Genomic DNA, 16,819 nt, shown 5'->3' with positions numbered 1-16,819 from the left:
GGCCCTGTTATGCAGGTGCGACTACGCGGTCAAGCAGAGCCCGGACAATGGGGAAGTCCGCCGGGATCCAAGGAAGGCTCAGAGCTTCAATACCGCCCATCAGTGAAACCCACCGCAGTTCATCGTGGTCTTCCAGCGGAGCGGGCTCGCCAGCTGTCAGTTCCGCAAACCAGACCCGCATTGCGGCCCGATCGTTGAGGACCCACCCTTCCGGTTGACCTGACTCCAACTCGTGTCCCAGCTGAACCTCAATGCCAAGCTCCTCGGCCAGTTCCCGATGCAGGGCGGCCTCTGCAGTCTCGCCGGCCTCCACCTTGCCCCCCGGAAATTCCCACATACCGGCAAACTGCGGTGGTGCTGAGCGGCGCGCAGCAAGAAGGCGGGTGGGTACTTCAAGGGAGTCGACGATCGCAGCGCCAACAACATTTATCAGTGCAGTCACTCCCCCAGTCTAGGGGCGGCCACTTGATGGGCATCGTCACATTCCTGCGTCAACGACAAGCCACGGGACTAAACTTGTTATCGGATTTTCTCCGCATTCCCCAGCCCACAAGGCACCCTCTAGAAACAGGCTTATGACTACCACTGTGTCCCCGTCCACCGACGCTAAAGCAACAAGGCGCCACCTTGGCCTGGCCATCCTGGCGTTGGCCATGGGCGGGTTCGCCATAGGTACTACCGAGTTCGCCATGATGGGCCTCCTGAAGGAAGTGGAGGAGGGACTCGGCATCAGCACACCTGAGGCAGGAAACCTGATTTCGGCCTACGCCCTTGGCGTGGTCATCGGCGCACCGATCTTCGCCGCATTCGGGGCCAAGCTCCCCAAGAAGCACCTCGCCTTGGGACTCATGCTCTTCCTTTCATTGGCGAACCTGACATCCTTCATCGCACCGGACTACGGCTTCATGCTGCTCTCCCGCTTCGCCTCGGGCCTTCCGCACGGAGCCTTCTTCGGCGTGGCCGCCGTCATCGCCGCCGGGCTCGTTGCACCAACCAAGCGCGGGTGGGCAATCTCCATGGTGATGGCCGGCCTCACAGTTTCCAACGTCATCGGCGTGCCCTTGGCCACCTGGGTGGGACAAACCTTTGGCTGGCGGCTGCTCTTCATCATTGTTGGTGCCATCGGACTGGTGACCGTTGCCATGGTGTGGAAGTTCGTCCCCTTCGAAGCAGCCCACCCCGATGCCAGCATCCGTCGTGAACTTGGCGCCCTCAAGCGCCTGCAGGTGTGGCTGGCCCTGCTCATCGGCATCATCGGCTTCGGCGGGTTCTTCGCCGTCTACACTTACATCGCCCACACCATGACATCTGTGGCAGGAATCCCCGAGAGCCTCATTCCAGCTGTCGTGGCCCTCTACGGCCTCGGCATGGTGGTGGGCAACATCGTGGGCGGGCGAATCGCCGACAAATCCGTCATGGGCACCATCTACTGGGTAATGCCGGGAATCGCCGTGGCCTTGGTGGTCTACGCCATCGCAGCGCACTGGGCCTGGGCAGCGTTCATCATGGCATTCGTTGTGGGAGGCGTCGGTTCGATGCTGACTCCGGCGTTGCAGACACGCCTGCTGGACGCTGCCCCGGGAGCCGCGTCCCTGGCGTCCTCGCTGAACCACTCGGCCCTGAATATCGCCAACGCCCTCGGAGCCTTCCTGGGCGGCACCGTAATCGCGTGGGGCTGGGGCTACGTGGCGCCCGCCCTTGTGGGGGCGGTACTGGCCATCCTGGGCCTGGGCGTAGCCCTGCTCAGCGGCCTGCTGGAACGCAAACGACCGCTTGCCAGCTAATCCCTCGATGCTGTGCGGGCGCTGGAACTATTCCCAGGCCTCGTACAGCGCCTGCGTTGTGGCACCCTGCTGGGAGCGTGCACTGGCGTAAAGGCACACAGTGGCTGCTGTGCCCAGATTCAAACTCTCAGCCGATCCGTAGACGGGCACAGCCACGCGGTGGTCAGCGAGCGACAGCTCGGCGTCTGACAAACCCTGCGCCTCATTGCCGAACAGCCACGCCGTAGGCGCCTCAAGAGCGTACACAGAGGCTACAGAATCATTCCCCAACCTCCGGGCAGCATTTTCGTCCTGGAGCTTGTCCAGGTTCACGGTCCCGTAGCCGTCCGCGGCAAGGACGCCGATACCGCGCTCCCTGCAGCGCTCCACCAGATCCTCAACCTCGGCTCCAAGCACCACTGGGAGGTGGAACAGGGAACCGGCCGTGGATCGGACAGCCTTGGGATTGTAGATGTCCACGCTCGAGCCCGTCAGGATCACGGCATCAGCACCGGCCGCATCAGCTGCACGAAGGACCGTGCCGGCGTTGCCGGGGTCCCGCACCTGGCACATAACAGCGATCAGGCGCGGGCCGGCGTCGAGCACTGATTCCAAGCTGACGTCAACAAAACTGCACACGGCCACGATTCCTTGCGGATTCACCGTGTCCGCCATCGCGGCCAGGACTTCGTCGCTTGCCAGCCGGAGGGGCGTTCCCTGCGCGAGGTCTGCCAGTTCCGGAAGACGGTCCAGGCACGCTTCGCTGGCAAAAACTTCATGCACGACGGCGGGCCCTCCCGCCGCGGTGCGCTCACGGTGCAGGCTCAACGCCTCGCGTACCGCCTGCGGACCCTCCGCGAGGAAGCGTCCGCGTTTTAAACGCGCCGGGCGCCCGGCAAGCTTGGCGACATCCCTCACCCGATCAGCTCGGGGGTTGGTCATCGAAAAGTCTTGCGGGCGCCCGGTTTCGTTCATATAAAGAACTTTAGTGGCTGTTGCGACTAGTTCTTGATCTGCTGGCGTGCTTCGCCACCTGCAGGCTCAAAGCCGGCAGCCTTTGCAGCTTCAACGGTGGAGAACCAGTATTCAGCAGCGGTGGTGTTGTACCAGGTGGAACCCGGAACGTGGTACTTCTTGGACTCGGCGTTGCCCTTGATGGCGTAGCCTTCCGGAGCCTCGTCGCCATCAGCGGCAACTGCGCCATCGATGGCGGGCTTCTCGGAGACGACAGCCTTGACAGCCGTTGCCGTGGCGGCAGCCGGAGCAACCTTTGCAGCCTTCGGAGCAGCTACGGCCTTGGCGGCCGGAGCCGACGTGTCAGCCGGAAGTGCAGCCTTGGCAACGTTCACCAGAGCGGCGAAAGCGTTGGCGTCAGAGACAGCCAGTTCGGCCAGCATGCGGCGGTCAACCTCAACCTCAGCGGCCTTCAGGCCCTGGATGAGACGGTTGTAGGTGAGGCCGTTGGCGCGGGATGCAGCGTTGATGCGCTGGATCCAGAGGCGACGGAAGTCACCCTTCTTCTTACGGCGGTCACCGTAGCTGTACACAAACGAGTGCAGCAGCTGCTCTTTGGCCTTGCGGTACAGGCGCGAACGCTGACCGCGGTAACCCTTGGCGCGTTCGAGGACAACCCGGCGCTTCTTGTGGGCGTTTACCGCCCGCTTCACACGTGCCACGTGCGTACTCCTTCAGAAATCTTTATCCCAAGCTGCTACTGCCGGAAACCCGGCCGGCCTGAGAAGGCTTTTGGTGTAGTCGGCAACTGCCGGATGGCAGCAACCAAAGAACTTGGAACTTAGACGCCGAGCATCTTCTTGATGACCTTGGCATCGCCCTTGAAGACGAGCTTGTCGCCGGCGAGGCGACGGGTCAGCCTGGAGGACTTGTGCTCCAGGTAGTGACGGCGGTTGGCCTGCTGACGCTTCAGCTTGCCGGTACCGGTCAGCTTGAAGCGCTTCTTAGCACCGCTGTGGGTCTTCATCTTCGGCATGGGAACCGATCTCCTTACGTATCCACGGACGAATCCGCGATTCTTTCGCGCAGCCGGCCTGCGAGGGCCGGCATGCTGGTTGCTTGCCGGTGGAGGCGGAGCCTCCGCGGCGTTGAACTAGTTAGTTGGTCTTGCGTGAAGCAGGCTTCGGCGCGGCTTTGGGGGCCGCGGGCCGAGCTGCCGGCTTAGGAGCTGCCGGCTTGGCCATGGGCTTCGGAGCCGCAGGAACCGCGGGCTTCGGAGCGGCCGGAACCACAGGCTTCGGTGTTTCGGCCGGGGCAGCCTTCGCTGCCGGAGCCTTTTCAACCGGTGCAGCCTTTGCAGGTGCTGCCTTGGCCGGTTCAGCCTTGGGAGCCGGGGCTTCCTTGACTACGGGTGCTTCTTCGACAACAGGCGCCGGAGCTTCCTCTGCAACAGGAGCTTCCTCGACTGCCACTGCCTCTTCAACTGCCGGGGCCTCTTCAACAACCGGTGCCTCTTCGGCAACGGCTGCTTCAGCCTCGGGAGCCTCCACAGTTTCCTGCGTGGTCTCGTCTTTGCCAGCCAGCAGGCCGGCCGGAAGAAGGTCACCCAAGGTCTGCGTCAGCGGAGCCTGGTCACCAGTGGTGTCCACGTGTCCCGACGCCTTGGCCTCATTCTGGGCCTTGGCTTCTGCACGCTGGGCTGCACGGCGGGCTTCTGCCTTCGCTTCAGCCTTGTTCTTCAACGGACCGATCACCATGACCATGTTGCGGCCATCAATGCGCGGGCTGGACTCAACGATGCCAACCTCGGCAACATCCTCGGCAAACTTCTGGAGCAGGCGGATGCCCATCTCCGGACGCTGCTGCTCACGACCGCGGAACTGGATCATGGCCTTGACCTTGTCACCGGCACCGAGGAAGCGAAGTGCGTGGCCGCGCTTGGTTTCGTAGTCGTGCTTGTCGATCTTGAGGCGGAAGCGAATTTCCTTCAGAACCGTGTTGGTCTGGTTCTTGCGGGCTTCGCGGGCCTTGACTGCAGCCTCGTACTTGTACTTGCCGAAGTCCATCAACTTGCAAACAGGAGGCTTAGCCTGCGGGGCAACTTCAACGAGATCGAGATCGGATTCGGCAGCAAGACGCAGGGCGTCCTCGATGCGGACAATTCCTACCTGTTCGCCGGCAGGGCCGACCAACCGCACCTCGGGGACGCGGATACGCTCATTGATTCTTGGCTCGCTAATGTTAAAGCTCCTGTGGTTGTGGTGATATCACCGGCAAATAGAGAAGGCCCCCAATTGCTGGTGCAATCGAAGGCCTCGAAGATCGGCTGCACTCCCCTTGCGGGAAGTACGCACTATGGGTGGCTGTGCCGCCCACGTGTCCGACCAGGTACCCGGCAACCTCTTGTCCCGAAAGGGATCATGTCCCTGATGGGAACGGCTGACGCGGGTGGGAGAGAACTCCGCTTGCAAACTGAAAGACAATTCTACAGAAACAACCCGCCAAGCGCACATTGCACGTGGCGGGAGCATTACTGCTGATGTTGGCCGTGAATAACGACTTCCAGTCGGTCTGTGACAAGCTTACCAGTATGAGCACTGAAGACAGCAATTCCCGCAACTCCTACAGCGAAAACGCGGCTTCGCCTGCCGCTGATGCCGGGGTTTCCCAGCAGATCCGCGACATCGCTGAAGTCCCGGCCGTAGAAGTCATCACCACTGGCGCCGTTCACCTGATGAGCGCAGCTGCCGTGAAAGTTGGCCTGGCGGATGACCCCAACGCCGAGGACCTCAAGGATCTCGACGAAGCCCGCAAGCTGATCACAGCCCTTGCCGGCCTTGTTTCCGCAGCCGCCCCGGAGATCGGCTCACAGCACGCCGGACCGTTGCGCGATGGGCTTCGCTCTCTGCAATTGGCCTTCCGCGAGGCATCGCTGATTCCCGATGCTCCAGGCAAGGGCCCCGGCGAAAAGTTCACCGGTCCGGTGAACTAGCCGGCAACTGCAACAGAATTCAACGACGGCGGGTCGACCACATGTGGTCGACCCGCCGTCGTGCTTTCTTCCGCTTGGCGTGTCAGACGCGGGCAGCGCGTCGACGCAGGGAAGTCAGGACCAGGCCTGCAATACAGAGCACGACGCCTGCCGAACCGATGGCCGCGAATCCAGCTGAAGGACCCACGGCGTCGATGAAAACGCCGGCCAAAGGGGCGCCCAGCGCAACGCCGGCCGTCAGGGCAGAGCCGTACCAGCCCATTGCTTCGCCGCGGCGTTCCTCGTCCACGAGGTCGGCGACCTTCTCCGACGACGCGGACAGGACGGGTGCGCATAACAGGCCCGGCAGGAGTGACAGGAAAGCCAGGGTCCAGGTGTCCTGGGCAAATCCCATGGGGATGGTCAGGGCGGCCATGCCCAGCAGCAGCAACATGGGCGAAATGGAGCGCTTCATGGAGCCGTAGATCAATCCGCCGACCACGGATGAGGCGCACCAGAAGAAGAACACGATGCCAATTTCATTCTCGTGCCCGCCACGTTCCAGCAACCCGACGATGCTCACATCCGAGCCGCTGAGCACCATACCTGAACCGGCCGCCACCGTGAAGAGGGCAGCCACGGATGCGGTGAACCACGTGAAATTCCTGGCCACGCGGCTTCGGAGGGCTGCACTGCGCGACGTTGAGGACGCCATTTCCGATGCCGCTTCCTGGACATGGGCCGGCGCCGAGGCCACCATGGCCGCTTCAGCGGCAGCTAGATCCGCTGCGGCCCGGTCCGCGGACTCCTCCGGCGTGCAGGCCGCCTCGCTTCGTGTTGGCGGGTTGAACCACATGAGGAAGAGTCCAGCCACGGAGACCGAGATACCTACCGCAGTCAGGCCTATCGCCGAGTGGCCGCTTGTGGCAACAATGGCGCCAACGGCCGGACCTATCATGAAGACGAGTTCAGTAGCGATGGAATCGAGGGCGAACGCAGACCGGCGCTGTTCCCCGTCCACCATGACTCCCAGTGACTGACGTACAACACTGAAGATCGGCAAGGTGAATAGCCCGCCGACAAAGACCAACGGCAGAAGCCACTCATAAGATACGTGCGGGACGATCGACCAGATCACAGTCTCGGAGACCACCGAGGGGATCAGGGCCTTCCTCAGGCCCACCATATCCACCCTGCGGCCCCGCCACGGCGCGCCCAAGGCGATGCCAATGGTCATCACGGCCGCTGCTGCACCCGCGGCTGCGTAGCCCTGGCCCAAGGTCAGGACGATATGCAGGGTGAGGAGAACGCCGGCAGCAGAATGCGGAATACGGGCGATCATGCCCACCACCAGCAAGCGCCGGACAGGGCGGATGGACAGCATCTCCTTGTAGAGAGCGAAATTCACTGGCTAAATCCTCTTGTTCCCCCGGGGCAGACCGGGGAACCGGCTGCCGTTAGTGCAGCCCAGGCTCCTGCGCCGCACGCTGCAATTTCACTTCAATGGAGTCAACGCCTTCAGCGAAGGAATCCATCCGTGCCCACGCCTCATTGAGTTGCGCCACCAGAGTTTGCACGGCCACCGCGTCGAGGCCATCTTCAAGGAAGAGCACCACCCGTAACTCCGGACCCGAGCCACCGCCGGACACCGTCCGCCCGTCAGCCGTCAACGACGCAACGCCTGCGCCGGGCTGCGTCTCCAGCCGGCGCACGGTCCGGAAACCTGACACGGTTGAAGCGAGAGCAGACTCCAGTTGATCATCAAGGTATGACGGCGTCCAGTCCCGCTGTTGGGCGAGGGCCCACATGGCCGGGCGTCGGACCACGAACGTGAAGTCCGACCCTGGATCCAACACCAGCAACTGCGCACCCTCGGAGACCGCGGAAAGAGCAGCGCGGGCCGCGTAAACCGCCACGGGACGGGCTTCCCCATGCCAAGCCTCCAGCGCAGCCGCCGAAGTAAAGACAGGCATGGCTTTGCGACCATCAGGCGCCTTAAGTGTGACCAATGCCATATCCGCCTGCTTGTCAGCATGCAGCCCATCAACACCAACGGCTTCCTCTGCCAACTGCGCAACAACGGGAACAAACACCCGTGCAGTAGCCAGCGAGGCGACAACATCGGCCTCGGTTCCGGTGCCGTTGATCAACGCGGAAATTGCGGTGACGTAGCCGGCGTCGGCCGTTCCGTCGTCGTCCTCAAAGTTATGGATCCTGGCGTCGTCCCCACTAAGGCTCCTGCCTGCCCACGGTTGCCCGGCAGAGTCAGTCGCTCCCCCGGCCCCGGCCAGGGCGGCGGCAATGTGGCCCGGCAGGTGCCGGCTGCCTGCACCAAGGTGGCCTTGGTGACCATGCGGGTGTTGGGCGTCGTGGGGCATCAGCGACGACCGGCAACGTCCAGGGCTTCGGGCAGCGTGAAGGCACCGGCATAGAGGGCCTTGCCCACAATGGCACCCTCTACGCCCAGAGGCACGAGTTCACGCAGGACGCGGAGGTCCTCAAGGCTGGAAATGCCTCCCGAGGCGACAACAGGCTTTCCGGTCTTCTCCACCATCTGCCGCAGCAGTTCCACGTTGGGCCCCTGCAAGGTTCCGTCCTTGGTGACGTCCGTGACGACGTAGCGCGCACAGCCGGCATCCTCAAGACGGGCCAGGACTTCCCAAAGGTCGCCACCCTCCTTGGTCCAGCCCCGGCCGGCAAGGGTGGTACCCCGGACGTCAAGTCCGACGGCGATCTTGTCACCGAAGCGGTCAATGGCCCTGCGGGTCCACTCGGGGTTCTCGAGCGCTGCCGTGCCAAGATTCACCCGCGCGACACCCAGCCCCAAGGCGCGCTCCAACGATTCGTCATCGCGCAAACCACCTGACAGCTCTACCTTGACGTCCAGCTGCTTCACTACCTCACTGATGAGGTCCGCGTTGTTGCCGCGACCGAAGGCGGCGTCGAGGTCCACCATATGAACCCATTCGGCACCGGCATTCTGCCAGTTCAGGGCTGCTTCCAGAGGCGTTCCGTAGCTGGTCTCCGAGCCGGCCTCTCCTTGGAGGAGGCGGACTGCCTGGCCGTCAACGATGTCGACGGCGGGCAGGAGTTCCAGAACAGGCTGGGCAGAGGTGGTCATGTGGGTCCTTGGAGTTCGAGGTTTGACGCGGGTTCTTGGTGACCGGCTCAGTTACCGGGCAGCGTCAGGAGGTAGGCGGCCAGCAGGGACAACCCTGCCAGCACGTAGAAAGAGATGGAAACCCAGCGGGGCTTCTTCTGCTGATGGAAGGAAATACCGCCGCCCACCAGCACGCCGGCAAGGCCCATGAGGACAACAGACCACATCTAGGCGGCACCGCTTCCGGAGGTTTCCGCTGCTGGAGCAGGGGTCTTTTTCAGGCCGTCCACCCAGTTCCGCAACAGGCGCGCCCCGGCGTCCCCCGACTTTTCCGGGTGGAACTGGGTAGCGCAGAGCGGCCCATTTTCCACGGCGGCAATGAACCGTGCGCCATGCTCGGACCACGTCACCTGCGGCGGGGCCATGCGGGGCTGCACAACGTCGAAGTTCCATTCCTGCACACCGTACGAGTGCACAAAATAGAAACGCTCCTGCTCGACGCCGGCAAAAAGCTTGGATCCTTCCGGGACATCCACGGTGTTCCACCCCATGTGCGGGACGACAGGAGCAGGCAGGAGCTCCACCTTGCCAGGCCACTCGGCCATGCCCTCGGACTCGGTGCCGTGTTCCACACCGGCTTCAAACAGAACCTGCAGACCAACACAGATGGCCAGCACAGGCCGGCCGCCGGCGACCCGGCGTCCGATCATCCGGATGCCATCCACGGCTTTCAGTTCCTTCATGACGGTCTCGAAAGCACCGACACCCGGAACCACCAGGCCATCGGCGTTAAGCACGTCTTCAGGCTTGGAGCTCAGCACTACATGGGCGCCGGCACGCTCCAGTGCCCTCACAGCCGAACGTACGTTGCCCGAACCATAGTCGAGCACCGTGACAGTGGGCTTGCCTTCCGGGGACTCGGGCTTGACCGAAGCGATGGTGTCGGCGACTGCCCCGTCCTTCAGGACCTGACCACTCACAATGCCCCCTTGGTGGAGGGGATGCCCTCGACCCTGGGATCGGATTCCACTGCAGCACGGAGTGCCCGGGCAAAGGCTTTGAACTGGGCTTCCACGATGTGGTGGGGATCGCGGCCGGCGAGAACGTTCATGTGCAGGCAAATCCCGGCGTGCAGGGTAATGGCCTCAAAAACGTGGCGGGTCAATGAACCAGTGAAGTGACCACCAATCAAGTGGTACTCCTGGCCGGCCGGCTCTCCGCCGTGAACGAGGTACGGGCGGCCGGAAACATCCACCACAGCGTGGGCAAGGGCCTCATCCAGAGGAACAGTGGCTTCGCCGAAGCGGCGGATGCCCGCCTTGTTGCCCAAAGCGGTCCGCAGCACCTCGCCAAAGGTGATGGCAACATCTTCAACGGTGTGGTGGGCGTCGATGTGGGTATCGCCGGTGGCCTTCACGGTCATGTCAATCAACGAGTGCTTGCACAGCGCCGTCAGCATGTGGTCGTAGAACGGAACCGAGGTGCTGATGTCCGAGACACCTGATCCGTCCAGGTTGATCTCCACCAGGACGGAGGATTCGCTGGTGGTGCGCTCCATGCGCGCGGTGCGGGCAGCGGACGGCGTGGCGCCGGTTTCGCTCATTGGGACGTCCTTATACACGAAGAGTGGGTTGGGTCTATGGACAAGTTTAGGCGGGCTGTGACGCCCCGCCGTCCAGCAGCGCTTCCAGCGCCTCGAGGAAGGCCGTGGTTTCCGGTTCGGTTCCAGCAGTGACCCTGAGGTGGCCGGGAATCCCGACATCGCGGATCAGCACGCCGGCGTCAAGCAGGCCCTGCCAGATCGTGTGAGGATCCTTGAGTCCGCCGAAGAAGACATAGTTGGAGTCCGACTCCGCAGGTTTCAAGCCCATGCGCAGGAGCTCGGTCACAATCCGGTCGCGCTGGACTTTAATGTCCTCAACGTCGGCCATGAGGGCCTCCCGGTGGTTGAGCGCAGCCAGGGCGGTTGCCTGGGTAACAGCGGACAGGTGGTAAGGAAGCCGGACCAGCCGGATGGCATCCGTGACCTCGGGAGCAGCAGCCATATAGCCCAGTCGGGCACCGGCAAGGGCAAAGGCCTTGCTCATGGTGCGGGAAACGATCAGACGCTCGCGTCCCGGCAACAAGGTCAGGGCGCTCGGGGTATTGTCGTGTGCGAACTCGTGGTAAGCCTCGTCCACGATCACTATTGCCTGGCTGGCTTCGCCTGCCTCATAAACAGCCTCAACGACATCCAGCCCCAGACCTGTTCCCGTGGGATTGTTGGGTGAACACAGGAACACGATGTTGGCACCTGTCTCCCGGACCTGTGCAGCGGCGGAGGCAGCATCGAGGCCGTAGTCGTCAGCCCTGACTCCGCGGACGTATTCGGTATCCGTGCCGCTGGCCAGCAACGGGTACATGGAATACGTGGGCGGGAATCCCAGTGCTTTCCGGCCGGGTCCGCCAAATGCTTGGAGGATCTGCTGCAGAACCTCATTGGAGCCATTGGCTGCCCAGATGTTGTCCGGGGAAAGATTGTGACCAAGGTAGTCGGCCAGCGCCTGGCGAAGTTCCGTGAACTCCCGGTCCGGGTAGCGGTTGAGCCCCGTGGCCGCAGCAGCAACAGCTTCTGTGATGGCTGCCTGCACATCAGCCGGGACGCCATGGGTGTTTTCGTTGACGTTGAGCAAAATGGGGACGTCAAGCTGCGGAGCACCGTAAGGGCTCAGTCCACGCAGGTTGGTCCGAAGGGGTAGTCGGTTAAGTCGCTCAAGCTGGTCACTCACCACCACAGTTTAAGGGGCCGCCGGGACTGCCGACTAACTGTGACGCCGGGTGGCCGGCTCATGCGGGCATGCAACGTACTAATTTGCGGGCACGAACAGTTGCTGACCCGGCTGGATACGGCCGCCACGGAGGTCATTGAGCTGGATGATCTCCGCAATCACGTCGCGGGGATCCCGCTCAGGAGCAGCGGCTCCGGCGATGCCCCACAGCGATTGTCCCGGCTGAACCGTAACAGTGACAGCGACGGGCGGTTGGAGTTGCGCCTGGGAATCCGAAGCCTTGGCCGGTGACGTGATAAATCCAGCCAGGCTCAGCAGCGCAGCCACCAGCAGCATCGCCGGGATGCCGAAGAAGACCATCCGTCCCCGTCGGGTCAGGCGCAGACGCGCAGGCGCCTGGGTGGTGCGGAAATCAGCGAACGTAGTGATTGCGGACATGAGCTGAGCCCTTCTGAGCTATTGCCGTGCGCCGGGTCCCGGTACATGGCTGCCAATTCTGTGTGTTCCCCTGCCCAACTCCGTCAGTTCGAACACTTCGTTCGAACAGCCGGCGTCAGCATCAGGTTTATAGAACACATATTCGAACCTTGCTATGACATTTTTAGCACTTATCAACGAACGGTGTCGAGACTCGCTAGAACAAATGTTTGATAAACGCCTGTGGCTGCCCTACGTTTGAGTGAAGAAACAGCACTGTTTCAGTGGAACAGGAGGGTCTGACATTTTTTGAAGACCCGACGACCCCGGGCTCACTCCGGGCGGAATGGAAAGGCATTGGCGAACATGGCAGCGAAAGCCACCGGCGGCGGGGCACCCCTGCGGAGCCAGCAGCCTCAAAAGAGTCCCAAGAGCCTGACTGTCCGTCAGAAGAAGATCCTGGAAACCATCCAGCGGTCCGTCAATGACAACGGTTATCCGCCCAGCATGCGCGAAATTGGAGACACCGTGGGCCTGGCAAGCCTGTCGAGCGTGACGCACCAGCTCTCCCAGCTGGAGAAGCTTGGATATCTCCGCCGCGATCCCAAACGTCCCCGGGCCATGGAAGTCCTCATGCCGTTGACCCTCGATGGCGGACCCATTCCGGGAGTGGAAGCACCCACTACCCTCCGCAGCACGGGTGGCTTTGCCGTCACAGAGCTTGCCAGCGCCAGCGATACTGCCATGGTCCCGCTGGTTGGTCGGATCGCTGCCGGCGGCCCCATCCTTGCTGACCAGACCGTGGAGGACGTGCTTGCCCTGCCCCGGCAACTCGTAGGGCACGGCGAACTCTTCATGCTGAAGGTGGCCGGCGACTCGATGATCGATGCCGCGATCTGCGACGGCGACTGGGTAGTTGTCCGCCGGCAGAACGACGCCATCAACGGAGACATCGTGGCAGCACTGCTGGACGACGAAGCAACCGTCAAAACCTTCCGCCAGCGTGATGGGCACACCTGGCTTCTTCCGCAGAACACCCAGTACGAACCCATCCTCGGCGACCAGGCCACCATCATGGGCAAGGTCGTGTCGGTCCTGCGTTCCCTCTAGGAGGCTTTGGCCGGGCCCAGACGCTCCAGGACGCCCCGAACCACGGTTCTGTCCGTCGTCGCCCAGAACGGCGGCAGGGCTGCCCTGAGGAAGCCCCCATAGCGCTCTGTTGAGAGCCGGGAGTCCAGGACCGCCACAACCCCTTTGTCCCCGGTGGAACGGATGAGCCGGCCTGCCCCCTGGGCCAGACGAATGGCGGCGTGGGTCGCTGACACGGCCATGAATCCGTTTCCACCCGACTGTGCCACGGCACGAGAGCGGGCAGTCATCAACGGGTCATCCGGACGCGGGAACGGGATTCGGTCTATGACCACAAGGCGGCACGAACCACCGGGGACATCCACACCCTGCCACAGCGACATCGTGCCGAAGAGGCAGGTATCGGGCTCGTCGGCGAACTGCTTCACCAATGCGGCCATGGTGGATTCACCCTGACAGAGAATACTGACGTCGAGGCGAAGCCTCATGGCATCGGCGGCTTCCTCGGCCGCCCGCCGCGACGAGAAAAGACACAGCGCTCCCCCACCGGAAGCGCGGATGAGGTCTTCCAACTCATCCAGGGCCTCGGGCGAAGTTCCACGGCCAGGCTTAGGCAAGTGCTTGGCCACGTAAAGCACACCCTGCTTGGGGTAATCGAAGGGCGAGCCAACATCGATCCCGGTCCAGCTTGGCGCTCCATCGCCAATCAGTCCAAGGCCACCTGCAGCCGGTTCGAAAGCCGAGCCGATGGCCAAGGTAGCTGAAGTCAGCACCACTGTGTGACCGGCAAAGAGACCTTCACGCAGGCGTCCCGCAACACTCAGGGGCGCAATGTTGATCAGGGCCGGAGCGGTCTCGTCGGGTTGCGAGTATCCCTGCTGGGGATCGAACGTACTGTTGCGGGAAAACCACACCACTTCCCGGTTCTCCTTGGCCGCGAGCATCCGCTCGCACAGCTCCAGAATGAGCATGAGCCGTGAACGCGCCAGCTGCCTGCCGCCGTCGACCGCGTTGGAAGAATCCGTCTTCGAATCCGACAATGCTGCGCGTGTGGCTTCCCTCAGTTGGTCCAAACAGTCGAGCTGTTCGTCATTGAGCCCACTGGGCAGAAGACCATTGGGCACGCCCGCTATGGCCATATCCAAACGATCGGCGGCCGCGTTGAGGGCATCCACCGTGATGGCCGTGTGCTTGCGCGCGCTCGACGCCGCCGCATGGACCATGGCCGCGGACAACTGGCCTGACACCGCGCCCGTCACCCGGTCCTGCAGTTCATGGGCCTCATCCACTACCACGACGTCGTATTCGGGCAGCACAGCCAGCCCTTCGAAGGCGCTGACGGCCAGCATGGCATGGTTGGTGACAACGACGTCGGCTTCGCCTGCGCGGGACCGGGCCAACTCACTGAAGCACTCCTCGGCGAGGGGACACTTCTGCGCGCCGAGGCACTCCATGGACGTCACGGAGACTTGCCGCCAAGCCCGGTCCGTGACGCCGGGCATGAGTTCGTCACGGTCGCCGGTAGTGGTCTTTTCGGCCCATTCGCGAAGCCGGACCACTTCCTTGCCCAGCTGTGATTGCGGTCCCCCCATGGACGCCGCAAAGTGCGGGACACTGGTGTCCTCGCCCAGGGAGAACAGCTGACCCTCGGACGGTTCCTCACTGGGGAACCCGCCTTCGAGTTTTTGCCGGCAGACGTAGTTGGCCCTGCCCTTGACGAGCGCCACGTTGACGGGGCGTTCAAGGGCTGGGTTGATGGTCTCCAACAGCCGGGGAAGGTCGCGGCCAACAATCTGTGTTTGGAGTGCCAAGGTGGCGGTGGACACCAAAGTCGGTTTGTCGCTGTCCATCGAATGCGCGATCAACGGAATCAGGTACGCCAAGGACTTACCCGTTCCCGTTCCCGCCTGGACCAGCAGGTGCTCCCCGGTCTCGATGGCCCTGGTGACATGCTTGGCCATCTCGTGCTGCCCGGTACGGCTTTGACCGCCCATGCCGGCAACAGCCCGGTCCAACAACTCGAGGGTGGTCTTCTCCCCCAACGACTCGACGGCGTCCGCCGCCACCTTCTCAACCATTGGTGACGAACGGCTCCAGTTCGGCTGCCAGTCCTTCGCGGACCATGACAACAACACGGGTCCCGTTTTCCTCGTGCTCGAGGGTGAGGATTTCCGAGTCGGAGCTGTGGAGCTTGCTGATCATTTCGCCGCGGTCGTAGGGAATGAGAAGCTCCAGGCGCACCCCCGGGCGGGGAATGGACCGGCTGATGTCTTCCAGCAGTTCGGCGATGCCTTGGCCAGTGCGTGTAGAAACAACCGCATGACGCGGTTCCTTCTGCTTCAGGCGCTCAACGACGAAGGGATCCGCGACATCAACCTTGTTCAGGACGATGATCTCGGGCACCTTGCGGGCATCCACCTCTGTGAAGACCTCCCGGACAGCAGCAATCTGGCCTTCGGGATCAGGATGCGAGGCGTCCACTACGTGCAGGATCAGGTCTGCGTCCGCCACTTCTTCCAAGGTGGAGCGGAAGGCTTCAATCAGCTGGGTCGGCAACGAACGGACAAACCCCACAGTGTCCGCCAAGGTGTAGCCGATGCCATCCGGCGTTTGGGCTTTACGGACGGTGGGATCCAAGGTGGCGAACAGGGCGTTCTCCACCAGCACACCAGCGTCAGTGAGGCGGTTCAGGAGCGAGGACTTGCCGGCGTTCGTGTATCCGGCGATTGCGACGGAAGGAACGGCATTACGACGGCGGTTGGCGCGCTTGGTCTCGCGCGCCGGCTTCATCGCGGCGATCTCACGGCGAAGCTTGGCCATGCGGGTGCGGATGCGACGACGGTCCAGTTCGATCTTGGTTTCACCAGGACCACGCGAACCCATGCCGGCACCAGCCCCACCCACCTGGCCACCGGCCTGGCGTGACATGGAGTCGCCCCAACCGCGAAGGCGCGGGAGCAGGTACTCGAGCTGCGCAAGCTCAACCTGGGCTTTTCCTTCACGGCTCTTGGCGTGCTGGGCGAAGATGTCCAGGATCAGCGTGGTGCGGTCTACTACCTTGACCTTGACAATGTCCTCAAGGCCACGGCGTTGGGAAGGAGCCAACTCGGTATCCACCACTACGGTGTCCGCACCGGTGGCGGCAACGATGTCCTTGAGTTCCTGGGCCTTGCCCGACCCCAGGAAGGTCCCTGGGTCCGGCTTCGTTCGCCGCTGCACCAAACCATCAAGGACTTCCGAACCGGCAGTCTCTGCCAGGGCAGCTAGCTCGCGGAGTGAATTTTCAGCGTCGGCCAGTGTCCCCTCGGTCCAGAGGCCGGCCAGGACGACGCGCTCAAGTCGCAGCTGCCGGTATTCGACCTCGGTGACGTCTTCGAGTTCCGTGGACAAGCCAGCCGTACGGCGCAGTGCACGACGCTCGGCCAGGTCTTCCTGGTCGCCGTCGTAGATGCTGTGTTCCTGGTCAAGTGTGGAAATGGCCTGTGCCTTGCCGAACACACCACCGGCATCGTCGTTATCGGATGCTTGCGGAGGTACGTCCTTGGAAAGAATCCGGTCGATGACGGCCTGGATTTGTTCAGGACTCATGTCCTGGGCGTCGGAATCGGATCCGGAGTGCTTCTGGGTGGTCATGGTCTCCTTAGACTGTTCGGCTATTCCAGAATAGTGCTGTTTGCTGTTCAATGGGGCGCTATTCGCGCTGGGCTGACGGGCATGGGCCAAAGAGGGCCTCCTGTGCTGAACGGCCGCCCGTGGA

At 62.8% G+C, this 16,819-nt stretch carries 18 protein-coding genes; 3 read left to right on the top strand and 15 right to left on the bottom strand.

What is annotated here, in order from left to right:
- Positions 1-7: 7 nt before the first annotated feature.
- The gene (locus ABQM86_RS08520) at positions 8-442 is read right to left on the bottom strand and encodes a (deoxy)nucleoside triphosphate pyrophosphohydrolase (protein WP_369746387.1); all 435 of its coding nucleotides are present in this window, start codon (positions 440-442) and stop codon (positions 8-10) included.
- A 133-nt stretch (positions 443-575) separates the two neighbouring features.
- Between ABQM86_RS08520 and ABQM86_RS08515 the strand changes: the two genes are divergently transcribed.
- A complete protein-coding gene (locus tag ABQM86_RS08515) occupies positions 576-1,784 on the top strand; it encodes an MFS transporter (RefSeq protein WP_280627666.1) in 1,209 nt (402 codons plus the stop codon).
- Between the two features lie 27 nt (positions 1,785-1,811).
- Here the strand turns inward: ABQM86_RS08515 and ABQM86_RS08510 are convergent, their stop codons facing one another.
- The 4 genes from ABQM86_RS08510 to infC all read right to left on the bottom strand — a co-directional run bounded on the left by ABQM86_RS08510 (position 1,812) and on the right by infC (position 4,915).
- Positions 1,812-2,738, bottom strand: coding sequence for an RNA methyltransferase (locus tag ABQM86_RS08510; protein ID WP_207597044.1), 927 nt, complete (start codon positions 2,736-2,738; stop codon positions 1,812-1,814).
- A 26-nt stretch (positions 2,739-2,764) separates the two neighbouring features.
- Positions 2,765-3,439: a 50S ribosomal protein L20 gene (rplT, locus tag ABQM86_RS08505; protein ID WP_089594417.1), complete on the bottom strand. Its 675-nt coding sequence runs from the start codon at positions 3,437-3,439 to the stop codon at positions 2,765-2,767.
- 119 nt (positions 3,440-3,558) lie between these two features.
- Positions 3,559-3,753, bottom strand: coding sequence for a 50S ribosomal protein L35 (rpmI, locus tag ABQM86_RS08500; RefSeq protein ID WP_011774324.1), 195 nt, complete (start codon positions 3,751-3,753; stop codon positions 3,559-3,561).
- A gap of 121 nt (positions 3,754-3,874) precedes the next feature.
- Positions 3,875-4,915 carry a translation initiation factor IF-3 gene (gene infC / locus ABQM86_RS08495; RefSeq protein WP_369746386.1) on the bottom strand — a complete coding sequence of 347 codons (1,041 nt, stop codon included), beginning with the start codon at positions 4,913-4,915 and terminating at the stop codon, positions 3,875-3,877.
- 392 nt (positions 4,916-5,307) lie between these two features.
- Here infC and ABQM86_RS08490 point away from each other — a divergent pair, with 392 nt between their 5' ends.
- Positions 5,308-5,709 (top strand): DUF1844 domain-containing protein, encoded by a 402-nt coding sequence (locus ABQM86_RS08490; RefSeq protein ID WP_089597300.1) that lies wholly within the window; start codon positions 5,308-5,310, stop codon positions 5,707-5,709.
- A gap of 82 nt (positions 5,710-5,791) precedes the next feature.
- Here ABQM86_RS08490 and ABQM86_RS08485 read toward each other — a convergent pair whose 3' ends face one another.
- The 8 genes from ABQM86_RS08485 to ABQM86_RS08450 form a co-directional block, all read right to left on the bottom strand.
- A complete protein-coding gene (locus ABQM86_RS08485; RefSeq protein WP_369746385.1) occupies positions 5,792-7,096 on the bottom strand; it encodes an MFS transporter in 1,305 nt (434 codons plus the stop codon).
- 49 nt (positions 7,097-7,145) lie between these two features.
- Positions 7,146-8,066, bottom strand: coding sequence for an SseB family protein (locus tag ABQM86_RS08480; RefSeq protein ID WP_280627663.1), 921 nt, complete (start codon positions 8,064-8,066; stop codon positions 7,146-7,148).
- Positions 8,066-8,809, bottom strand: coding sequence for a bifunctional 1-(5-phosphoribosyl)-5-((5-phosphoribosylamino)methylideneamino)imidazole-4-carboxamide isomerase/phosphoribosylanthranilate isomerase PriA (priA, locus tag ABQM86_RS08475; RefSeq protein WP_207597040.1), 744 nt, complete (start codon positions 8,807-8,809; stop codon positions 8,066-8,068). The genes ABQM86_RS08480 and priA overlap by 1 nt, the downstream gene beginning before the upstream one ends.
- 47 nt (positions 8,810-8,856) lie before the next feature.
- Positions 8,857-9,015, bottom strand: a complete 159-nt coding sequence (locus ABQM86_RS08470; protein ID WP_198318392.1) for a hypothetical protein — start codon at positions 9,013-9,015, stop codon at positions 8,857-8,859.
- On the bottom strand, positions 9,016-9,768 hold the full coding sequence (hisH, locus tag ABQM86_RS08465) for an imidazole glycerol phosphate synthase subunit HisH (RefSeq protein WP_207597039.1): 753 nt from the start codon (positions 9,766-9,768) through the stop codon (positions 9,016-9,018).
- Positions 9,765-10,391 carry an imidazoleglycerol-phosphate dehydratase HisB gene (gene hisB / locus ABQM86_RS08460; RefSeq protein WP_089594411.1) on the bottom strand — a complete coding sequence of 209 codons (627 nt, stop codon included), beginning with the start codon at positions 10,389-10,391 and terminating at the stop codon, positions 9,765-9,767. Before hisB ends, hisH begins: the two co-directional genes overlap by 4 nt.
- A 46-nt stretch (positions 10,392-10,437) precedes the next feature.
- Positions 10,438-11,556 carry a histidinol-phosphate transaminase gene (locus tag ABQM86_RS08455; RefSeq protein WP_207597038.1) on the bottom strand — a complete coding sequence of 373 codons (1,119 nt, stop codon included), beginning with the start codon at positions 11,554-11,556 and terminating at the stop codon, positions 10,438-10,440.
- A 78-nt stretch (positions 11,557-11,634) separates the two neighbouring features.
- Positions 11,635-11,994 (bottom strand): LysM peptidoglycan-binding domain-containing protein, encoded by a 360-nt coding sequence (locus tag ABQM86_RS08450; protein ID WP_207597037.1) that lies wholly within the window; start codon positions 11,992-11,994, stop codon positions 11,635-11,637.
- A gap of 345 nt (positions 11,995-12,339) precedes the next feature.
- Between ABQM86_RS08450 and lexA the strand changes: the two genes are divergently transcribed.
- The gene (lexA, locus tag ABQM86_RS08445; protein ID WP_089594409.1) at positions 12,340-13,083 is read left to right on the top strand and encodes a transcriptional repressor LexA; all 744 of its coding nucleotides are present in this window, start codon (positions 12,340-12,342) and stop codon (positions 13,081-13,083) included.
- Here lexA and ABQM86_RS08440 read toward each other — a convergent pair.
- A complete protein-coding gene (locus ABQM86_RS08440; protein ID WP_369746384.1) occupies positions 13,080-15,140 on the bottom strand; it encodes an ATP-dependent DNA helicase in 2,061 nt (686 codons plus the stop codon). The genes lexA and ABQM86_RS08440 overlap by 4 nt on opposite strands.
- Positions 15,133-16,695, bottom strand: a complete 1,563-nt coding sequence (gene hflX / locus ABQM86_RS08435) for a GTPase HflX (RefSeq protein WP_369746383.1) — start codon at positions 16,693-16,695, stop codon at positions 15,133-15,135. The genes ABQM86_RS08440 and hflX overlap by 8 nt, the downstream gene beginning before the upstream one ends.
- Positions 16,696-16,819 lie beyond the last annotated feature (124 nt).

Origin of the sequence: Paenarthrobacter sp. AMU7 (genome assembly GCF_041200195.1) — a bacterium.
Lineage (GTDB): Bacteria > Actinomycetota > Actinomycetes > Actinomycetales > Micrococcaceae > Arthrobacter.
The sequence above is the reverse complement of the archived record's forward strand: the minus strand, read 5'-3'. Positions and strand labels throughout refer to the sequence as shown.

Bases quoted from the DNA above. Each gene is read 5' to 3' on its own strand.
- ABQM86_RS08470 (WP_198318392.1), bottom strand. From the start codon at position 9,015: ATGTGGTCTGTTGTCCTCATGGGCCTTGCCGGCGTGCTGGTGGGCGGC.
- hflX (WP_369746383.1), bottom strand. From the start codon at position 16,695: ATGACCACCCAGAAGCACTCCGGATCCGATTCCGACGCCCAGGACATG.
- rpmI (WP_011774324.1), bottom strand. From the start codon at position 3,753: ATGCCGAAGATGAAGACCCACAGCGGTGCTAAGAAGCGCTTCAAGCTG.
- ABQM86_RS08450 (WP_207597037.1), bottom strand. From the start codon at position 11,994: ATGTCCGCAATCACTACGTTCGCTGATTTCCGCACCACCCAGGCGCCT.
- ABQM86_RS08490 (WP_089597300.1), top strand. From the start codon at position 5,308: ATGAGCACTGAAGACAGCAATTCCCGCAACTCCTACAGCGAAAACGCG.
- ABQM86_RS08480 (WP_280627663.1), bottom strand. From the start codon at position 8,066: ATGCCCCACGACGCCCAACACCCGCATGGTCACCAAGGCCACCTTGGT.
- ABQM86_RS08510 (WP_207597044.1), bottom strand. From the start codon at position 2,738: ATGAACGAAACCGGGCGCCCGCAAGACTTTTCGATGACCAACCCCCGA.
- ABQM86_RS08440 (WP_369746384.1), bottom strand. From the start codon at position 15,140: ATGGTTGAGAAGGTGGCGGCGGACGCCGTCGAGTCGTTGGGGGAGAAG.
- priA (WP_207597040.1), bottom strand. From the start codon at position 8,809: ATGACCACCTCTGCCCAGCCTGTTCTGGAACTCCTGCCCGCCGTCGAC.
- ABQM86_RS08515 (WP_280627666.1), top strand. From the start codon at position 576: ATGACTACCACTGTGTCCCCGTCCACCGACGCTAAAGCAACAAGGCGC.
- lexA (WP_089594409.1), top strand. From the start codon at position 12,340: ATGGCAGCGAAAGCCACCGGCGGCGGGGCACCCCTGCGGAGCCAGCAG.
- hisB (WP_089594411.1), bottom strand. From the start codon at position 10,391: ATGAGCGAAACCGGCGCCACGCCGTCCGCTGCCCGCACCGCGCGCATG.